Here is a 19,756-nt window from a genome sequence, read left to right as displayed (position 1 = left end):
CCAGCAACAACCCATGTTCCAAGCTATCACTTGAAACATAAAGAGAGTGCCAATGACGAGGTAATCCGTTGCCTCGTCATTTATCGCACTGTTTTATCTTGTTAAATTGCTTATGGATTAAGTTATGAATTCGTCATACCGCAAGCCGTTACCCGGCACTAAGTTAGATTTTTTTGATACCCGTGAGGCAGTCGACGCCATTTCTCCCGGCGCATTCGCCACTTTGCCTTATTGCTCCCGCGTGTATGCCGAAAACTTAGTGCGCCGCTGCCCGCCAGAGGCCCTTGAAGCCTCACTGAAACAAATTATTGAACGTAAACGTGACTTAGACTTCCCCTGGTTTCCTGCACGGGTTGTGTGTCATGACATTTTGGGCCAAACCGCACTGGTAGATTTAGCCGGCCTTAGAGATGCCATTGCCGAGAAAGGCGGCGACCCATCAAAAGTTAACCCTGTGGTGCCAACTCAGCTTATCGTGGATCATTCTTTAGCCGTGGAACACGCGGGTTTTGAAACCGATGCCTTTGAGAAAAACCGCGCCATCGAAGACAGACGCAATGATGATAGATTCCATTTCATCAACTGGACCAAAACTGCCTTTAAAAATGTCGATGTTATTCAGCCCGGCAACGGCATCATGCATCAAATTAACTTAGAGCGCATGTCACCTGTGGTCCATGCCCGTGATGGCGTGGCATTTCCTGATACCTTAGTGGGTACCGACAGCCACACGCCTCACGTGGATGCGCTTGGCGTTATCGCTATCGGTGTGGGCGGCCTAGAAGCGGAAAGTGTGATGCTTGGACGCGCTTCATACATGCGCCTGCCAGACATTATCGGGGTAGAGCTCACCGGTAAGCCGCAAACAGGGATCACGGCAACAGACATAGTGCTGGCATTGACCGAATATTTGCGCGCGCAAAAAGTGGTGTCCTCTTATTTAGAATTTTTTGGCGAAGGTGCAGCCCACCTCACATTAGGGGACAGAGCGACCATTTCTAACATGACCCCTGAATATGGCGCCACCGCTGCCATGTTCTATATTGACCAGCAAACAATTGATTATCTTAAGTTAACAGGCCGTGATGACGAGCAAGTTAAATTGGTTGAAACCTATGCTAAGCACACAGGCCTGTGGGCTGATAGCCTAACTACGGCTGTGTATGAGCGTAACTTAAGTTTTGATTTATCCAGTGTTGGCCGCAATATCGCCGGTCCCTCAAACCCTCATGCACGGGTGGCCACTAAAGATTTAGCCGCTAAGGGCATATCTGGCATAGTTGAAAATGAGCCAGGTAAGATGCCAGATGGTGCTGTGATCATCGCCGCTATCACCAGCTGCACCAACACAAGTAACCCAAGAAACGTGATTGCAGCAGCGCTTTTGGCTCGTAATGCCAATGCCGCTGGCTTAAGCCGTAAGCCATGGGTGAAAACCTCACTGGCCCCAGGCTCCAAAGCGGTGCAGCTGTATTTAGAAGACTCGAACCTCTTGACCGAGCTTGAGCAATTAGGCTTTGGTATTGTTGGTTTTGCCTGTACCACTTGTAACGGCATGAGCGGCGCCCTTGACCCAGTTATTCAACAAGAAGTCATTGAGCGGGATCTTTACACCACAGCTGTGCTGTCTGGTAACCGTAACTTCGATGGCCGTATTCACCCCTATGCTAAGCAAGCCTTCTTGGCATCTCCGCCTTTGGTGGTGGCTTATGCCATCGCTGGCACCATACGTTTTGATATCGAAAAAGACGTGCTGGGATTGGATAAAAACGGCAATGCCGTGACCTTGAAAGATTTATGGCCATCGGATGAGGAAATCGATGCTGTGATTGCTAAAAGCGTAAAACCTGAGCAATTCCGTAAAGTGTATGAGCCGATGTTCGACTTAAAAGTCGAATACGGTAGCCACATCAATCCTCAGTATGACTGGCGCCCTCAAAGCACTTATATTCGCCGCCCGCCTTATTGGGAAGGTGCACTAGCAGGCGAGCGTGCCATGAAAGGCATGCGCCCCTTGGCCGTGCTTGGGGATAACATCACCACAGATCACTTATCGCCATCAAACGCCATTTTGCTCGACAGCGCCGCCGGTGAATACCTGCATAAAATGGGACTGCCTGAGGAAGATTTTAACTCTTATGCCACCCACAGGGGCGATCATTTAACTGCCCAGCGCGCCACCTTTGCGAACCCTAAACTATTTAATGAAATGGTGAGCGAAATCGGCAAAGACGGCGGCGTTAAGATAAAGCAAGGCTCTTATGCTCGCATCGAGCCTGAAGGTCAAGTGACCCGCATGTGGGAAGCGATTGAAGCCTATATGGAGCGTAAACAACCGCTTATTATTGTTGCTGGCGCCGACTACGGCCAAGGCTCGTCTCGAGATTGGGCGGCCAAAGGTGTACGCCTAGCTGGGGTTGAAGTGATTGTCGCCGAAGGCTTTGAGCGCATTCATCGCACTAACTTAGTGGGCATGGGCGTATTACCGCTTGAATTCGTCAATGGTGATAATCGCCATACTTATCAGATTGATGGCACAGAAACCTATGACGTTATTGGGGATCGCACCCCAGGCGCCATGATGACACTTATCATCAACAGAAAAGACGGCCAGTCGGTATCTGTACCGGTGAAATGTCGCCTCGATACCGAAGAAGAGCTGTCTATCTATGAAGCAGGCGGCGTGCTGCAACGCTTTGCTCAAGACTTCTTAGCAGGCAATGCTTAACTCTCTTTGTTAGCTTGGCTGTGCTCGACTGTATTCGCGCTGCGGTATTAGCTCTAGGGTATTAGTTCGGCAATATCTGTCTGGCAATATTAGCTAAGCCATATTAGTTTGAAAAGCGACAACAAAAAGGCGCTATCGTTTTTATCATGTTAAATGACTGATGAAATACGATAGCGCCTTTGATTAAAAGGATCTTCCAATGACGTCTTCAACTCAGTTAACTTTCCCCCCCCAATTGAGAGTGCCCGCCACCTATATGCGCGGCGGCACCAGTAAAGGGGTATTTTTTAGCCTCAAGGATTTACCCATAAAAGCCCAAGCGCCGGGGCCTTATCGTGATGCCCTGTTATTGCGCATTATCGGCAGTCCAGACCCATACGCCAAACAAACCGATGGCATGGGCGGCGCCACCTCAAGCACCAGCAAGACGGTAATTTTATCTAAGAGTGAGCAAAAAAATCACGATGTGGATTATCTGTTTGGCCAAGTGGCCATAGACAAAGCCTTTGTGGACTGGAGCGGTAACTGCGGCAACTTAAGCGCTGCCGTGGGGGCGTTTGCCATCAGCAATGGCCTAGTGGACAGCAGCCGTATTCCACAAAATGGCATAGCCACAGTGCGTATTTGGCAGGCCAATATTAATAAAACCATCATAGCCCATGTGCCCATGACGCAAGGTCAGGTGCAAGAAACCGGTGATTTTGAGCTAGATGGCGTGACCTTTCCCGCAGCCGAAGTGCAGCTTGAATTTATGGCACCAGCGGACGGTGAGGGCGCCATGTTCCCCACAGGTAATCTTGTCGATGAATTAGCTGTGCCAGGCCTTGGCAATATTAAGGTCACCTTAATCAATGCCGGTATCCCCACCATTTTTGTCGATGCCGCCGCCATAGGCTACAGAGGCACTGAACTTCAAGATGCCATCAATAATGATGACAACGCCTTACGTCTATTTGAAACCATACGTGCTCATGGTGCGGTAAAAATGGGTTTAATTAAGCACATAGATGAAGCACAAAACCGCCAACATACCCCCAAAGTTGCCTTTGTGGCCGCGCCATTGGACTATCATGCGTCTAGCGGGAAAAGGGTCAATGCCAGCGATGTCGATTTATTAGTGCGCGCCATGTCCATGGGTAAATTACACCATGCCATGATGGGCACCGCAGCGGTTGCCATAGGTACAGCAGCAGCAATTCCCGGCACCTTAGTGAATTTGGCAGCGGGCGGCGGTAACCGTCAAGTGGTGAGTTTTGGTCATCCATCTGGGGTGTTAAAAGTGGGCGCAGAGGCTGAATTTATTGGTAATGAGTGGCAGGTGACGAAGGCAATAATGAGTCGCAGCGCGCGAGTGTTAATGGAAGGCTGGGTGCGAGTGCCAGAGCCTGAAATGTAGCATACAGCTGTAATAGAAAGTCAAAATAGCGTGAAAAAAGAGCAAAAAGGCAGTTTCAGCAAGTTGGAATAACTAAATTTTTCAACTTGCTGACTTGGCTCTACAAATCAGCGCCTTGGGGTGGTATAAAGAGCTATCTTTCGCTTTTATCGCCATTCTAGGATATTCAAATGATTTTTACCGACATGCTTCTTGCTCCAGCAGATCCCATTTTAGGCTTAAATGATGCGTTTAATGCCGATCCGCGTCAGGATAAAGTCAACCTAGGTGTGGGTATTTATAAGACAGATGCAGGTTTTACGCCGGTATTAAGCTCGGTAAAAAAAGCTGAAGCTTGGTTACTCGCAGAAGAGAAGAGCAAAAACTATTTAGGCATTGAAGGGGTGAAAGCCTATAACGCTGGAGTTCAACGTTTACTTTTTGGTTCACAACATAAGGTGATCCAAGACAAACGTGTGGTGACGGCGCAGGCGCCTGGCGGTACTGGATCTTTGCGTATCGCGGCTGAGTTTTTAGTGCGCCAAACTAAGGCTCGCCACATTTGGGTCAGTAACCCAACTTGGGCCAATCATCACAACATTTTCGAAACCGCAGGGCTTATTTGCAAAGATTATCGTTATTATGACGCCGCGAGTCATGATCTTGATTTTGATGCCATGTTAGTTGATTTAAACAAGGCCAATGAAGGGGATTTAGTGCTGCTTCATGGCTGTTGTCATAACCCAAGCGGCATAGATTTAAACTTAAGCCAATGGCAGCAAGTGGCTGAGCTTTGCCGTGACAAAAGCTTAGTACCGTTAGTTGATTTTGCCTATCAAGGCTTCGGCGCTGGCATTGAAGAAGATGCGGTGGGCCTTCGAGTGCTTGCAGATACCGTGCCTGAGCTTATTGTCGCTAACTCATTTTCCAAAAATTTTGGCCTCTATAACGAGCGCATTGGCGCCGTGACCTTAGTGGCACAAGATGAAGACACTGCCGTTCGCAGTTTTAGCCAAATAAAGAAAACTATTCGCGCAACCTACTCAAATCCGCCCGCTCACGGTGGGTTAATTGTCAGCACCATTTTAGCCAACCCAGAGCTGAGACAAGAATGGGAAGGCGAGCTAACCCAAATGCGTGAGCGTATTGCTCAAATGCGGGTGTTATTTGTTGAACGTTTAAAGCGGGCTGGGGTAACTCAAGATTTTAGCTTTATTTCCCGTCAGACAGGCATGTTCAGTTTCTCAGGCCTTAATAAAGAGCAAGTTATGCGCCTACGTGAAGAATTTGGCATTTACATTGTCGGCTCTGGCCGCATCAGCGTTGCCGGCATGACAACGAACAATATGGATAAAATCTGTCAGGCGATAGCCCAAGTACTCTAAGGTTCACGCATCGCTTAATAAAAAACCGCCAGTTAATCACTTAACTGGCGGTTTTTTATCAGATAAAGTGGCGGTTTATCGACATTTCTCTGATTATATTTTTCCAGAAATATGCAAAATACTTACCTTTGCATCGGTTAAAAAGTAGCTGTCCCGAGATACTTTGGCCCATTCTTGTCTGAAATCGGCATAAGATGTACTGTTTTTAGATTCGACTAAGATCAAACCCAGTGAGGAGTTGAAACTAGTGGAAAGATTGATTTTATGAACGGCATCCGTTGGTAATTCAATCAAGGGCAAGGTTCCTGATTTTGCACCTTCAATACTCCAATCCCAAGCTTGTGAGCCGAGTTCAAAGTTGACAGCTGAGATATTGGCGTCATATTGGCTAAAGTCATAGCTTGTCGCTTGGTTCGCTGCAACGCCTTCTAACACAGGCTGTAATGCCTCGAGTAGTGGTGCGAAATCTCGGTTTATTTCAGCATTATAGATTTTATTTGCATCGTGTATTTGCTGAGTATGGGCGCTTAAATAGAAAATCGATGTTCCATTGGGCAGATTATGGAATTGGGTATGACTGGCTGAAACATATTCTTCACCAAACTGTTGTGGGAACGCATAAGCTGATTGCTGCCAACTAAATTGTTGATCTGCGCCTGATTGGCGATTTGAGACACTACCAGTACTTAGGTGATCACCTGATACAAGTCCATCGAGCGTGATAGCTTGGCCTTGGCGATATTCACCATTAAAATCTTCAGCTTTAAGCAGTATAGCCTGACCGTTAATTAGGTTGTTAACATCAATGCTTGTTGCAATTGGGGCAACACCATCCTGAGTTGGCACTAAAGCAAGGTTAATTGACTGGTATTTACCTTCAACTTTACAGACTTTCACATTTGATGATGAAGGCAGTAATTGGGTATTAGGATAAAGAGGTGCAATTTCAGAAGTGTCAAAATTGACGTAAGTACAATCACAATTGTTAGTGGCATCACTTTTCAACGGAATAAGACCAAGATCACCAGCACTGACATTTAGCAGTGTTTTTGCGTGTAAGTTGACACCATTTTTAACAAAAGAGATATGAGTATCACCTTTATCCCAAGATACGCTGAACTCACCATCATCAGTATTTTTAACCCGTTTTACTATTTTTCCAGCATTGTCATGTACCAGTACTTCAACACCAGGATAACTTTGATTTCCACACGTGGTTTCATTGATGACTCGACCTTTAATCGTTTCTACAATCACAGATGCTGAGTTATTGTCACCGCCACTTCCGCCACCACATGCAGTTAGTAGACTTAGCGTTAATCCAACAAGAACTAATTTATTTCCTTCCATATATCCTCTTTAATACCACTTAAAGTAAAGAGTGCGCATTTTGATTAATCTAGTGCAGAAGACAAGTGATAGATGCTTAATCTATGATGCTATGCGCTAAAAAATGATTAGATGAATATAAAATAGACAATGATTGTCTTTTATCATTATCGAAGCTGCTGGCTTTAGGATAAACCTAAGTACCAGCCTAGGCTGAATAACACGCTAAAAACGAAAGTCAGCAGTGCGGTTTTGGCCAGAATAGGATTAAGTTCAGCGCCGCTTAATTCATGGAAATGCAGGCTGAGTTTGCGGGCATAGAGTAAACTTAATCCGCATAAAATGACTGCGATTCCTGGTAAAAAGCCCAATAAAAATGCGCAAATAATAATAGCGTAAGGCAAGTATACTAAGGTTTGGTAGAGCACCCGCGCTTGGCTTTGCCCTAAGCGCACCGCTAAGGTGCGCTTATTGGCTTTAGCATCAGTACTCATATCACGGGTATTATTGACTAGCATAATGGCAGCATTGAGTGAGCCAATGGCAGCGCCCAAAAGCCAAGCTTCTTGACTGGTAATGCCGGTTTGCAAATAAAAACTGCCGACCACTGCCACTAAACCAAAAAAGATAAACACAGTCAATTCACCCAGTCCGTGAGAGGCGAGAGGATAAGGCCCGCCGCTGTAACTTAAGGCGGCCAAAATACTGGCTGCGGCCAATAGCCCGATAGGCCAGCCGCCAATGACGATAAGATAAAACCCCACTAAAAATGCGCTGATAAGGCTCGCTATCATGGCATTTCGCATTTGTTTTGGGGCAATAATCCCAGCTTGAGTGAGTCGCAGCGGCCCGAGGCGTTCATGGGTATCAACGCCAGAGACACTGTCAAAATAATCATTACCCAGATTGACGGATATTTGCAGCAACAAGCCACAACCAAGGGTGATTAGTGCGGTCAGCAAGCTAAAACCTTCAACGCCTAAGGCAAGCACATTGCCCACTAATAGCGGCCCAATGGCGGCGGGGAGTGTGCGCGGCCTAATGGCCAGTAGCCAAGCGCGAGCTTGTGATATATCTGCGATGTCTTGAGTCATAAATCCGTTATCTAGCGAAATAATCTGTGGCGCTAGCATAGCAAAAAAATCTCTTAAAAGACGAGCGTTAAGGCTTTTTCATGGCTTGGGTGATAATTAGGTGATAAGTCCTAGGAAGGGGCCCTAGAGATGAGGTAACCTTATGAGCATGCAGAATTTTTAAAGAGCGAGTTTATGAGTCAAGTATTGGACGATTTGGTGTCATTGTTATCCCTTGAGCAACTTGAAATGGGCCTTTATCGCGGCCAAAGCCAAGATTTGGGTTTTGGTCATGTATTTGGTGGTCAAGTGATGGGCCAAGCCTTAAGCGCTGCTAAACAGACGGTGGCAGATGACCGTGCTGTGCATTCGTTGCACTCTTATTTTCTGCGCGCAGGTGATGAAAAATTACCTATCGTTTATGACGTAGAAATCATGCGTGATGGTGGCAGCTTTAGCGCAAGGCGAGTCAAAGCCATTCAAAAAGGTCAGCCCATTTTTTACATGACCTGCTCATTTCAAACCCCAGAAATCGGTTTTGAACACCAAAGCGAGATGCCAAGTGTGCCAGGCCCTGAGGGTATACTCAATCAGCGCGAGCTTGCCATGACCATGGGAGATAAAGTACCACCTAAAATGTTAGCCAAGTTTTTAGCTGACACCCCCATAGAAATGCGAGTGGTGGAGCCGGTGCACCCTGTCTCGCCAAAAATCACTGAGCCTAAGCGTTATGTGTGGTTAAAGGCCAATGGTAATTTGCCCTTCGATCCCAATATGCAGGCATATTTATTGGCTTATGCCTCGGATTTTAACTTTCTAATCACAGCCACTCAGCCCCACGGTGTTTCCTATTTAACGCCCGGCATTCGGATGGCAACCATAGATCATTCAATGTGGTTTCATCGCCCCTTTAAACTCGATGAATGGCTGCTTTATAGCATAGAAAGCACCAACGCCAGTGGTGGCCGCGGTTTTGTGAAAGGCCAGTTTTTCAACACCCAAGGTCATTTGGTGGCATCTTGTACTCAAGAAGGCATGATAAGGATGAAAACAGCATGATATTAATCAGATTATGTAACAGGGTAGCCACTGGGATGAACGTCATCAAGACATCTATGGCATTACTGCTTAGCTTAGTGCTACTTGCAGGCTGCGTGACAGTAAAGCCTGAGCCGCCAGTGGTGGTTAACGGCTATGCAGGGTATTTAGAGCGCATTATGTTGCCTCAAGGCTGTAAAATTAATATTGCCGTGATTGATTTTAATACCCCAAACCGCATTATTTCACAGAAAACCTTCGATATTGCCAGAGCGCCAGTCCCTTTTAAGTTTATTTTTCCCGCCAACAGCATAGAGAAAAACACCGATTATGGTGTGGTGGCCATGATAACCTATCAAGGCAAAGCACTGTTTCAAACCTATGAGAAGTTTAGGGTTATCCATAACGATAAGTTCACCACTGAAGTTGTCATGAAGCAGGTGCATTAATTCATTGAATGACGTAAATCCAAGGCGATTGATCTGGGGGCTGTGCATCGCCTCCGTGGTCATTTACATTAATCTGTACCTGATGCAAGGCATGCTGCCTTCTATTGCGGAGCATTTTAAGGTGAGTGGTGCCAATGCTGCCTTGGTATTATCGGCCACAAGTTTTAGCCTCGCTTTTTCCTTGCTTATGTTTGCCTTGATTTCAGATAGAGTCGGCAGACAGGGACCGATTATCATCACCTTGTGGTTATTAGTGAGCTCAAATCTGCTGCTTATTCTAGTGCAAAACTTTGATGATTTAGTGGCGATTCGTCTGTTACAGGGCGTATTACTGGCAGGCGTTCCCGCAATTGCCATGGCGTATATGAAAGAGCAATTATCCGCGGTATTCATCTTAAAGGCGGCGGCTATTTACATCATGGCCAATAGCTTTGGCGGGATTTTAGGGCGGATTGTCGGCGGGGTATTGTCCCAGTATTTTGACTGGCAACAGAGCATGATAATACTGTTTATTATGACGTTGTTAGGTGTTGGATTAGTGCAGTATTTGCTCAGGGTTAAAACTTGGCCGTTAACCTCAAACCGTGATGCATCCCTTAAGGGGTTAGAGAGTACCGCGGAACGGTTATTTAGCACCCAAGTTAGCCCCAATGCGAGCCAAGCGGTGCTGAACCCAGTGGCGACTCAAGTTCAAGGCTTGAGTCAAAAAGCCAAGTTAGCTCAAGATATCGCAGGCTTTTTATACCACTTAAGTGATAAGCAAATGCGGCTTGCCTTCATCATTGGCGGCTTAGCTTTCTTTGTGATGGTGAATCAATTTAGTTTTATTCAGCTGCACTTAATGGCAGCCCCCTACGGCCTAAGCCGCTTTCAAGCGACCTTGATTTTCCTGTGTTATTTAAGCGGCACTCTGACCTCTTATTTGTCTGCCCGCTGGATAGCTAAATTTGGCAGCTTGCCGTTATTTCAACTGGCCTTAGGCTTAATGCTGCTGGGCAGTGTGCTGACATTATTCAATACTTTGTTCATGATAGTGGTCGGTTTTTTACTTACAGCAGCGGGATTCTTCCTCACCCACAGTTGCTGCAATGCCTTTGTGGCCATTCGGGCTCAAAGTCACAGGGCGAAGGCGACCGCGCTGTATTTATGCAGTTACTACTTAGGCGCCGCCTTGGGCGGGCCTTATCTTATGGTATTTTGGCAACAAGCCCTGTGGCCAGGAGTGGTATTAGGCTCAGTTGTCATCATGCTGTTGTTGCTACTTGCAATAGTGAGACTAAGCAAATATCAAAAATGCGCTTAACTCATATAAATTCAATTTTTTGAAGTTTAAATCGGATAATTTAATACAAGGAATGTTCATGAGTTTTTTTAAAAAACTATTTAGTGGAAAAAGTAATAAAAAAAATATCGAAGAACCGAGTTGTTCTGACTTAGGTAAAACGCAATCAAAAGATAACCTAGTTAAGGTTCATGATGAATACGGTCGTGAGATTCATATTGATCGGAACGTTTGGCTAGACAGTGTCTTGATCGGAAACCTAGAGAAAAATCGTGATAACCCTGATGAACTTTATAGCATGATCCTATCAGGGCTGGATGACGGGTTTGAGGTACACCTTCAAGACGCGAGCGCGCGCCTGTATGAGATAGACCCAAATAAAGAACGAAGTGCTTGCATTTATGCAATTGTATTAATGAAAAATAAATGCCTAAAGCAAGCAGAGAAAATTCTAAAGGAAACCATGAGTGTTATTGGCGGATCAGGGGTGTTACTTACTAACTTGGCTAAGGTTTACGCTATGCGTAATGAGCATGGCACGGCAGAAACGATTTTATGGAGTGCACTTGAACTAGATCCTAATCAAGATAATGCTCTTGATTGGTACTCCGTCATTCATCATGAACGGGGAGGGAAACCTGCTTATATTGATGCGCTTACAAAAGTCAGTAAGCTTTCTGGTGCCTGGAGGCCACATTTGTGGTTAGCTCGTGAATCTCTGGAACGTGGAGATAAGGATGTTGCAATTTCTTGTTACGAGGAAGTTTTTCTGCGAGCTAAAAATCCAAATTCACAAGTGCTACAGCAAATAAGTGGAGATCTTGGACTAAAAGGGCATATTGAAGACATCCTTACAGTCGTAGTGCCGCATTTCAATATCGAACAACATGGTTTTTCAGTTGGGAACAATTTGATAAAAGCTTTCATTGAATTAAAAAGATATCAGGAAGCTAAATCTCTTGTTGAAGCTCTATTTATGCAAAAACGATCAGATTGGAAAGAAGGATTGAACTATTGGAGTGATGAATTAGACAATTTGATGATGGACTTCGGTCCTGTAGAAGATAATGAACCACCTAAGGTAACTTTGATGCCTATTACAAAGCCCATTTGGTTACATAAATTAAATTCAGTAGACAATATTATACCAGCTAAAATGAGCAAGCCTTTTACTATTCTTACCACTTCGGGTAGTTGCTCACTCAAAGAAAATCATGATGAAATAATCATACAAAAAACGAATGAAGAAGGCAGCATCTGCCGTGGTGTTCCTCTGTCTTTTTGCGATAAATTGAACTTGGAAACTAATGGGCAAGCTACCATGGTAGTGCCATTTTTTGCAAATGCAGGTTTTGTTTTTTGTGCAAAACGCCATGAAGTAGATTGGGCCATCAAACTAACAGAGCAAATGCCATGTGACATAATTGTACTTCCACATCTTTATGCTGATTTGGATATATGGAGAATGGAGTTTCGCATATTTGAGCCGACTGTTCCTCAACAAGTAAAAACCATTACTGTTGAATTCAACCCTGAACAACCATCATTGGCTTTAAAACAACTTGTGGATGAAGCTTGCCTTTATATAACGGAAAGTTATTCAGTTAAATTAGCTAACGGGCTTGTTAGCGCCAGCCAAATAACTCCTGACTTATTTGCTCATTATGTTGACGCTAATGAGAGTTGTTTAGCACTCTCATTAGCATGTAACATTGAAGATGGAGCGAGCACTTTGTATGGAGAAAGGCATATTTTTGATAGGCTACTAGCGCTTGCTCTTGAGGAACCGAATAGTGATATTCATAAAATGATGCTTATTTCTGCAATGGCAAAAAATAAGGCATATTCTTCGGATATATATCAAGAGTATGAAAAGAAGCTTCAGAAATTGTTCAAAGAACAAACATCAACAAGCATGGTCTCGACTGTTCTTAATAATGCTTTAGGTGATATCTATGGGCGTGAAGCATGCTCGTTAATTATTGAATAAATTAACTAGAACGTTCCAAATTTCACGCCTCAACAACAATGTTTTGTAGTCATAGAGCAGTGTATTCAATATCAACAGATATGCCACTATCTATGTGGTATATCAATTATTAAAAGGTCGTGCTTTTACATTGAATATCTGTGGTAGTTAGCTAAATCTAAACCTCAACTTAAAAAGTGTTTTCTGTCTAAGGCAAATTTTTGCATCTTGTCATACAAGGTTTTGCGGGGCAGAGCTAATTGCTCCATGGTGAGTTTTATGCTGCCATTATTGTTTGCTAGCGCATCTTCAATTAATAACTTCTCGAAAAACTCCACTCGCTGACTCAGTGACATACTGGCGCGAACGCTCTCTTGGTTGAGTTCAATGCCAAAGGCGGTATCGGCTCCCAGCAGCACATATCGTTCGGCTAAATTTCTTAGCTCGCGCACATTGCCGGGCCAAGAGTGAGCGGTAAGCTGGGTGCTTTGTTCAGGATTTAGCGGCACTAGGGCCATGTGGTAGCGGGCTGAGGCGATACGGGCAAAATGCAAAAATAGCAGCTGAATATCTTCTCGGCGTTCTCGCAGCGCTGGTATGGTTAAGGTAACGAGGGCCAGGCGGTAGAATAAATCCTCACGAAACAAGCCTTGGCGGCAAAGGGCTGAAAGATCAACTTTAGTGGCGGCAATCACGCGGATATTGAGTTTAATGGGTTTATTTGATCCAAGGCGCTCCACTTGTCTGTCCTCAAGTACCCGCAGCAGCTTTACTTGCAGGCTCATGGGCGTACTTTCGATTTCATCGAGAAATAAGGTGCCGCCATTGGCGTATTCGAACTTGCCGATCCTGAGTTTATCGATACCAGTATACGCCCCAGCTTCAGCGCCAAAGAGCTCACTTTCAATGAGGTTCTCCGGAATCGCGCCGCAATTAATGGCAACAAAATTGGCTTGTGCTCTCAGGCTATGGTCGTGTAAGTAGCGAGCGACCAACTCTTTGCCTGTGCCTGTTTCACCTTCAAGCAACACATCGGCGGGAGCATTAATGACCTTGTCTATTATGGTGCGCATCTTGGTGATGCTAGGGCTAACACCTAAAATTCTTGGACCTGGAGCTTGGTGGGCATCGAGCGCTTTTTTAAGGGCGCGGTTTTCTAAGGTGAGCTGGCGCTTCTCTAGTGCTCGTTTGGTGACGTCGAGTAAATGCTCATTATTAAAGGGTTTTTCAAGAAAATCATAGACTCCTCGTTTAACCGCGTTAACGGCCATGTAAATGTCGGCAAATCCTGTGAGAAGAATAAAAGGTAAATCTTTATCTATTTGTTTTATCTGTAAAAAAAGACTTAATCCATCGAGTTGTGGCATCGCCATATCTGAAATTATCACCCCAGCCCAATGGGGATGAATATTCACCGCCACCTGAGTCGGAGCTGTGGTGGCGATGGCTTTGATGCCCTCAAGCTCAAACAGCTGCACCAGCACTGTGCCTATGGCAGATTCATCATCGACGATAAGGACTGAATAGCTATCAAGGTTTGCAAGATGTTCCATAGCGTTAGGCTTTCTCAATTAGGTGGGCGGGCAGAATGATAGAAAAGATAGCACCGCCTTGGCTGGCATTTTCAACGGTAATACTGCCTTGCATAGATCCAATAATACGCTCTGAAATCGACAAGCCTAAGCCCAATCCTTGGCGTTCACTGGTGGTGAAATAGGGTTCAAATATCTTGTCAAGTTGACTCTCCATCACCCCTGGGCCACTGTCTTGGATAGTAATGATGATTTTATTATCACAACGCACCTTAATCGCTAATGTTTTAACTTGGGTGTGCTCCATGGCGGCGATGGCATTGGTCATTAGATTCACCAAGACTTGTTGCAGCCGTAAGCCATCCCCCCAGATCTGACAGCGGCCACTGGGTAAGTGAGTGCGTAATGTTATATGGCACTTTTCAATCTCAGGTTTAACTATCACTAGGGCTTGAGTGATGGTCGTGGCGATTTCCACCGCATTATCTTGGCCCTGACTTTTACGGGTGAAACTCTTAAATTGACCTATGATATCGGCTAATCTGTCGGTGAGCTGGATCATAATGTGAATGTTTTCATTAGCCTTGTCTATCATATTCCGTTGCATAAAGGCTTGGGTATTTTGCGCATAACTTCTAAGTGCGGCCAAGGGTTGATTCAATTCATGGTTGATACTGGCAGATAAGCTGCCAATCACGGTCAGTTTAGCCGCTTGGATTAATTCTTCCTGGGTATGCTTAAGCTTATGGTTACTGTGCTCAAGTTCTGCGGTGCGAAGCTTAACCCTTTGTTCAAGTTGCTCTTTTGCATTGCTCATCTGGGAGTAATAACGCCTGCGCTCAAAGCTGTAAATGATGGCCAGTACAAATAATAAATACAGGGTTCCCGCCAATAACAATGCCGTTGGGAGGGTGTTATATAAGGGCGACATCGGAGCCAAAATATGGACACGCCACTTAGCTGCAGGCATGGTTTCACTGATTTTTAAATAACGCTTAGGGCTGGTGACTAAGTTTATAGTAAACACCTGAGGCTGGGTTTGCATGGCCATGGCGTTACTCACTTGCTCACTTGAGCCGAACGAATAAAAGTCTTCTACATAGGCAGGTTTGATGCTTAATTCGGTAATTGAGCGGGTGGCATAGCGTTTTGATGCATTGAGTTTATGGCGTTTATTTTGAGTCAAAGGGGTTAAGGCTGCATAACGCCAACTGTTAATACTGGCAAGAAACACCACATCGTCAGGATCGCTTATCATAAACTCAAACCCGCTGGCATTGGCTATGCCAAGGCTTTGATTTTCTAGGGCATCTATATCCATTTTTACTACAATCACCCCTAACACTTCATTTGCACTTGATACGGGATAAGAGAAATAATAGCCGCGTTTGTCTGAGGCTGTGCCTACGGCGTAGTAACGTCCTTGTTCTCCTTTTAATGCATCAATGAAATAGGGCCTGAAGGAATAGTCCTGATTAATGAATTTATCACTTAGCTGCCAATTACTGGCTGCTAAGGTGATCCCCTGAGCATCGATTAAATAGATATCAGAAGCATGGGTCGCTTGCTGTATTTCTTGCAAGTAATGATTCAGTTTGTCTATTTTGGCTTTATTTTTATTGTCCTTTAGGGCATCGGCCAGTAAGGGATTGTTGGACAGTACCTTAGGGATTGTTTCATAACGGTCGAGGGCATGACGCCAAAAAAGAACCAGCTCATTGAGCTGTTTTGTTGAGGTTGCCGCGATATGAGCCGTGCCTTGGGTGAGTAAATACCAATAACTTATGCTTAAACTGACGGCTAAACCTAGACAGAGAAACAGCGAGAGTAATGCTTTACGTTGTCGACTCTTAGTCAAAAAGGTCATTGAGTTTCCTTTAGAGGATCTGGGCTAATACCATGGAGTTAGCTCAAGTAAGGCTGAACAATAAGTGTATACCAAGCTGATTAACACTATGGATATTAGGGTAATTCTACTATGGGCAGGGTCTTAGCGCCCGCCCATAGTCACGTTTTTGAATTATCCTTTAGTCTAATACCCGTTTAATTTATCAATATATTCAGGAAGAAAGAGTGATATTTGTGGCACATAAGTGATTAAGATCAAAAATCCTAATAACAGCAATAACCACGGCAGGCAGGCATGAATAACCCAGCCCATACTTTTTCCTGTTATCCCCGCAGTCACAAACAAGTTGAGGCCAACAGGGGGGGTGAGCATGCCTATCTCCATATTCACCACCATGATTATTCCAAGATGAATAGGATCAATCCCTAGTTGAGTCGCTATGGGGAACAGAATAGGTGCCATGATCAATAAAATGGCTGAGGGCTCCATAAAGTTACCCGCCGCCAAGAGTAGCAAGTTGACTATGATCAAAAATCCCCATGCCGGTAAGCCAAAGCCAATGATGGTTTCGGCTATCATGTGGGGAATGCGCTCAGTGGTGAGAACGTGGGCAAACAACATGGCATTGGCGATGATAAACAGCAGCATAATGCTGACTTTAGCGCCGTCTCTGACCACGTGGCGTATGTCTTTATCTGTGGGAGTTTTTAGCACAGCAAGCAGGCTGCAACCCAAATTACGCAGTCCCGCTAGCGCAATGGACTCTTGAGGTTTGCGCCAAGGTACAGCCTTAAGCGGACCTATGTCTCGATAGCCAAAAACTGCGATGAAATAGGCATAAACGCAGGCGACAGCCGCCGCTTCTGTAGGACTTGCGACGCCGCCGTAAATTGAGCCAAGTACGATAATAATAAGCGCCAATCCGCCCAAGGCTTTTGCGCTGGAAAGGGCTAATACCTTTACCCCAGGGAATGGCCGTGAAGGCAGGCCTTTTATCCGTGCCACGATGTAAATGGCTAGCATCAAAATACCGCCCATCATTAAACCGGGAATAAGCCCAGCCATAAACATCCGCGCCGCTGAGACTTCGGTTGCCGCTGAATACACCAGCATCACGATTGAGGGCGGGATTAAAATACCTAAGGTGCCCGAGGTAGTAATCACGCCCGCGGCGAACTTTTCAGGATAACCTGCCCGAACCATACCCACGATGACAATGGAGCCGATGGCTGCAACGGTTGCAGGCGATGAACCTGAAACTGCGGCAAATAGCATGCAGGCCATGACTGATGCCATGGCAAGGCCACCACGAATGTGACCCACACTGTCCATGGCAAAATCAATGATGCGTCTGGCAACACCGCCTGTGGATAAAAACGCGGAAGACAGAATAAAAAATGGAATGGCTAATAGGGTGTAATGCTCTGAGGTAGATTCATAAAGTTTAAGCACGATTGAGGCTAATGAATCGTTAGAGAACAACATGATAGTTAATATGCTGGAAAAGCCTAAAGCGATGGCAATGGGCATGCCAATTAACATGCACCCCAGCAAGGCGATAAATAAAGTCGCTATGGTCATTAGCTGGCATCCTTATTATTGTTTTTCTGGGCTGGACTTTTGGTGATTGTACTCTTTGTTATTGTACTTTTCGGGATCGTATTTTGCCGGCTTGTATCAAGCTTGGTGCTATCAACTTGGGTTGTACTAAGCTTGGCTTCGTCAACAAAGTGCATGCTGTCTTTGGCTTCATCGGCAAATTGAAAACCGTCGACTTTATCGGTCCAGATGGCCTTGAATAAGCCCATAAAACGCCAAGTCAGCATCAGAAAACCTATCATGATGATGCTTTGAGACATCCAAATCGGCACAGCGCCATCTTCAACATCAATACGCAGTGTGTCCCAAGCAAAATCCGGATCGAGGCGTTCAATTAAGATTGACGGCAAGTCTATGTCTTCCATGGGAATGCCAATTTGGTACATCTGAGATAAATAATCCCAACTGCCTTTAATAAACAAGGCGCAGTAGAGTAAACATCCGCCACAGGCGACAAGCGCCGCGATTTTACGTTTACTCGGCGACAGGCGAGTCACCAGCGCGTCCACCCCGATGTGCGCGCCGACTTTAACGCCGTAGGACATGCCAAAAAGCACAAACCAACCACAGAGGGTCAGGGTCAGTTCTTGGATCCAAAGGAACCCAGTATTAAAAAAGAATCGGGCAATGACTTCACCAAAAACCAGCAGTGTCATCATAGTGATTAACAGGTTGAGAAAACCTTCTTCGAAATTGTCCAGCAGCTTAGCGATCACAAGCTTGCTCCTTCGTTAATGGATTTTGAGTTGTGCCACTGAGCCCTAGGGTTATCCATGGGGCAGTGGACGGCTCTTTTTAATAGCTCTTTGTAATAACTCTTTATCAATAGCACTTTACTAATAAAGCAGGGCTTAGCTTATGAACTAAGCCCTATTTGTCGCAGGCTTGAGTTATTGCGGTGCTTGATTAGCAGCTTGAGCGGCTTTCAACATATCGCTGCCAATCTGTGTTTCAAACTTAGTCCACACAGGCTTCATGGCATTGACCCACTGCATGCGCTCAGCAGGGCTTAGGGTCACAAGTTTAGAGCGCTTAGAATCTAAAATAGCCAGTTTGTCTTCATTGTCTTTGGCGGCGGCAATTTCATTGCCTAATGCAATGGCCTCGGCCAGGGATTGCTTAAGAATATCGCGTTTGTCTTTGGGTAGCCCTTTCCAGAATTTATCTGAGGTCACGACCATGTAATCGAGCACGCCGTGGTTTGATTCGGTGATTTGGCTTTGAACCTCAAAAAATTTCATTGAATAGATGTTTGACCAGGTATTTTCTTGGCCATCAATAGCGCGGGTTTGCAATAAGGTGAACACTTCAGAAAAAGGCTTTTTCACTGGTATGGCACCAATAGCATCAAACTGTGCAGCAATCACATCTGAGGCCATAATCCTAAACTTTTTGCCTGCAGCATCTTTTGGCAAATTTAAAGGATCATTGGCTGAAAACTGTTTCATGCCATTGTGCAAATAGCCTAAACCAACTATGCCTTTGCGGGTCATAGCATTGAGTAGGCTTTGGCCTGCATCGCCTTGCTGGAATCTATCAACAGCGGCCATGTCTGCAAACAAGAAGGGTAAGTCAAACACTTGCAGTTTTTTAGTGTAACGCTCGAACTTAGACAAAGAAGGCGCCACAAATTGCACATCGTTTAGTAGCAGTGCAGCGAGTTCATTGTTGTCACCAAAAAGTTGAGAGTTAGGATAGACGCTGACCTTGTATTCGCCCGGCAGTCTTTGTTCCACCAATTGCTTAAATTTAAGGGCCATTTGACCTTTTGGGGTATTTTCTGCCACCACATGAGAGAACTTAAGTTCAACGGGCTCGGCACTGGCGCTGAAACAGGTAAAGCAAAGCGCGGCAGCGCTGGCAAGCTTGCTGAGATTAGTGAGGTGTTTTTTTAAGGGATGGAGGGTAGAGAGAGTCATGTTTTGCTTCCTTTTATGTTGTATTTTTGTGTTCACTCTAGTTAATTAAAGCTCAAAGGTGACACTTTTCATTAACAAGGTTGCAATAACTATAGGCAAAGACTAAGCCAAGATTTTATAAAAATATAATCCATTGTTTATTAATGACTATTTAATATTTCACTCCATGTTGCGATACCGTTTTGTGTGAACTTCCCTCTACAGGTGTTAAGCGGATGGGTGGGCAATG

14 protein-coding genes are annotated in these 19,756 nt (G+C 45.1%); 7 read left to right on the top strand and 7 right to left on the bottom strand.

Annotation, left to right across the window (positions count from 1 at the left end):
* Positions 1 to 124: 124 nt before the first annotated feature.
* The 3 genes from acnD to H5073_RS00740 all read left to right on the top strand — a co-directional run bounded on the left by acnD (position 125) and on the right by H5073_RS00740 (position 5,488).
* The gene (gene acnD, locus H5073_RS00750) at positions 125 to 2,728 is read left to right on the top strand and encodes a Fe/S-dependent 2-methylisocitrate dehydratase AcnD (RefSeq protein ID WP_182676199.1); all 2,604 of its coding nucleotides are present in this window, start codon (positions 125 to 127) and stop codon (positions 2,726 to 2,728) included.
* 199 nt (positions 2,729 to 2,927) lie between these two features.
* Positions 2,928 to 4,124, top strand: a complete 1,197-nt coding sequence (gene prpF, locus H5073_RS00745; protein WP_182676198.1) for a 2-methylaconitate cis-trans isomerase PrpF — start codon at positions 2,928 to 2,930, stop codon at positions 4,122 to 4,124.
* Between the two features lie 170 nt (positions 4,125 to 4,294).
* Positions 4,295 to 5,488, top strand: coding sequence for an amino acid aminotransferase (locus H5073_RS00740; protein WP_182676197.1), 1,194 nt, complete (start codon positions 4,295 to 4,297; stop codon positions 5,486 to 5,488).
* A gap of 93 nt (positions 5,489 to 5,581) precedes the next feature.
* Here the strand turns inward: H5073_RS00740 and H5073_RS00735 are convergent, their stop codons facing one another.
* A complete protein-coding gene (locus tag H5073_RS00735) occupies positions 5,582 to 6,838 on the bottom strand; it encodes a hypothetical protein (protein WP_182676196.1) in 1,257 nt (418 codons plus the stop codon).
* A gap of 164 nt (positions 6,839 to 7,002) precedes the next feature.
* The gene (locus tag H5073_RS00730; RefSeq protein ID WP_259394774.1) at positions 7,003 to 7,911 is read right to left on the bottom strand and encodes a 1,4-dihydroxy-2-naphthoate polyprenyltransferase; all 909 of its coding nucleotides are present in this window, start codon (positions 7,909 to 7,911) and stop codon (positions 7,003 to 7,005) included.
* Between the two features lie 174 nt (positions 7,912 to 8,085).
* On the opposite strand from H5073_RS00730, the gene tesB reads away from it, so the two are divergent.
* Genes tesB through H5073_RS00710 form a run of 4 tightly spaced genes read left to right on the top strand, consistent with a single transcriptional unit; the run spans position 8,086 to position 12,649 of the window.
* Positions 8,086 to 8,949, top strand: a complete 864-nt coding sequence (gene tesB / locus H5073_RS00725; protein ID WP_182676194.1) for an acyl-CoA thioesterase II — start codon at positions 8,086 to 8,088, stop codon at positions 8,947 to 8,949.
* Between the two features lie 35 nt (positions 8,950 to 8,984).
* The gene (locus H5073_RS00720; protein WP_182676339.1) at positions 8,985 to 9,377 is read left to right on the top strand and encodes a YbaY family lipoprotein; all 393 of its coding nucleotides are present in this window, start codon (positions 8,985 to 8,987) and stop codon (positions 9,375 to 9,377) included.
* Positions 9,378 to 9,381: 4 nt separating this feature from the next.
* Positions 9,382 to 10,680, top strand: coding sequence for an MFS transporter (locus tag H5073_RS00715; RefSeq protein ID WP_259394765.1), 1,299 nt, complete (start codon positions 9,382 to 9,384; stop codon positions 10,678 to 10,680).
* A 58-nt stretch (positions 10,681 to 10,738) separates the two neighbouring features.
* A complete protein-coding gene (locus H5073_RS00710; RefSeq protein ID WP_182676193.1) occupies positions 10,739 to 12,649 on the top strand; it encodes a lipopolysaccharide assembly protein LapB in 1,911 nt (636 codons plus the stop codon).
* A 164-nt stretch (positions 12,650 to 12,813) separates the two neighbouring features.
* Here the strand turns inward: H5073_RS00710 and H5073_RS00705 are convergent, their stop codons facing one another.
* The 5 genes from H5073_RS00705 to H5073_RS00685 form a co-directional block, all read right to left on the bottom strand.
* On the bottom strand, positions 12,814 to 14,181 hold the full coding sequence (locus tag H5073_RS00705; RefSeq protein WP_182676192.1) for a sigma-54 dependent transcriptional regulator: 1,368 nt from the start codon (positions 14,179 to 14,181) through the stop codon (positions 12,814 to 12,816).
* Positions 14,182 to 14,185: 4 nt separating this feature from the next.
* On the bottom strand, positions 14,186 to 16,027 hold the full coding sequence (locus H5073_RS00700; RefSeq protein ID WP_182676191.1) for an ATP-binding protein: 1,842 nt from the start codon (positions 16,025 to 16,027) through the stop codon (positions 14,186 to 14,188).
* Positions 16,028 to 16,192: 165 nt separating this feature from the next.
* Positions 16,193 to 17,590, bottom strand: coding sequence for a TRAP transporter large permease (locus tag H5073_RS00695; RefSeq protein WP_182676190.1), 1,398 nt, complete (start codon positions 17,588 to 17,590; stop codon positions 16,193 to 16,195).
* Positions 17,590 to 18,324, bottom strand: coding sequence for a TRAP transporter small permease (locus H5073_RS00690; RefSeq protein WP_310734212.1), 735 nt, complete (start codon positions 18,322 to 18,324; stop codon positions 17,590 to 17,592). The genes H5073_RS00695 and H5073_RS00690 overlap by 1 nt, the downstream gene beginning before the upstream one ends.
* A gap of 174 nt (positions 18,325 to 18,498) precedes the next feature.
* Positions 18,499 to 19,527 (bottom strand): TRAP transporter substrate-binding protein, encoded by a 1,029-nt coding sequence (locus tag H5073_RS00685; RefSeq protein ID WP_182676189.1) that lies wholly within the window; start codon positions 19,525 to 19,527, stop codon positions 18,499 to 18,501.
* Between the last annotated feature and the right edge of the window lie 229 nt (positions 19,528 to 19,756).

Source organism: Shewanella sp. SR44-3 (assembly GCF_014163735.1).
Lineage (GTDB): Bacteria > Pseudomonadota > Gammaproteobacteria > Enterobacterales > Shewanellaceae > Shewanella.
The sequence above is the reverse complement of the archived record's forward strand: the minus strand, read 5'-3'. Positions and strand labels throughout refer to the sequence as shown.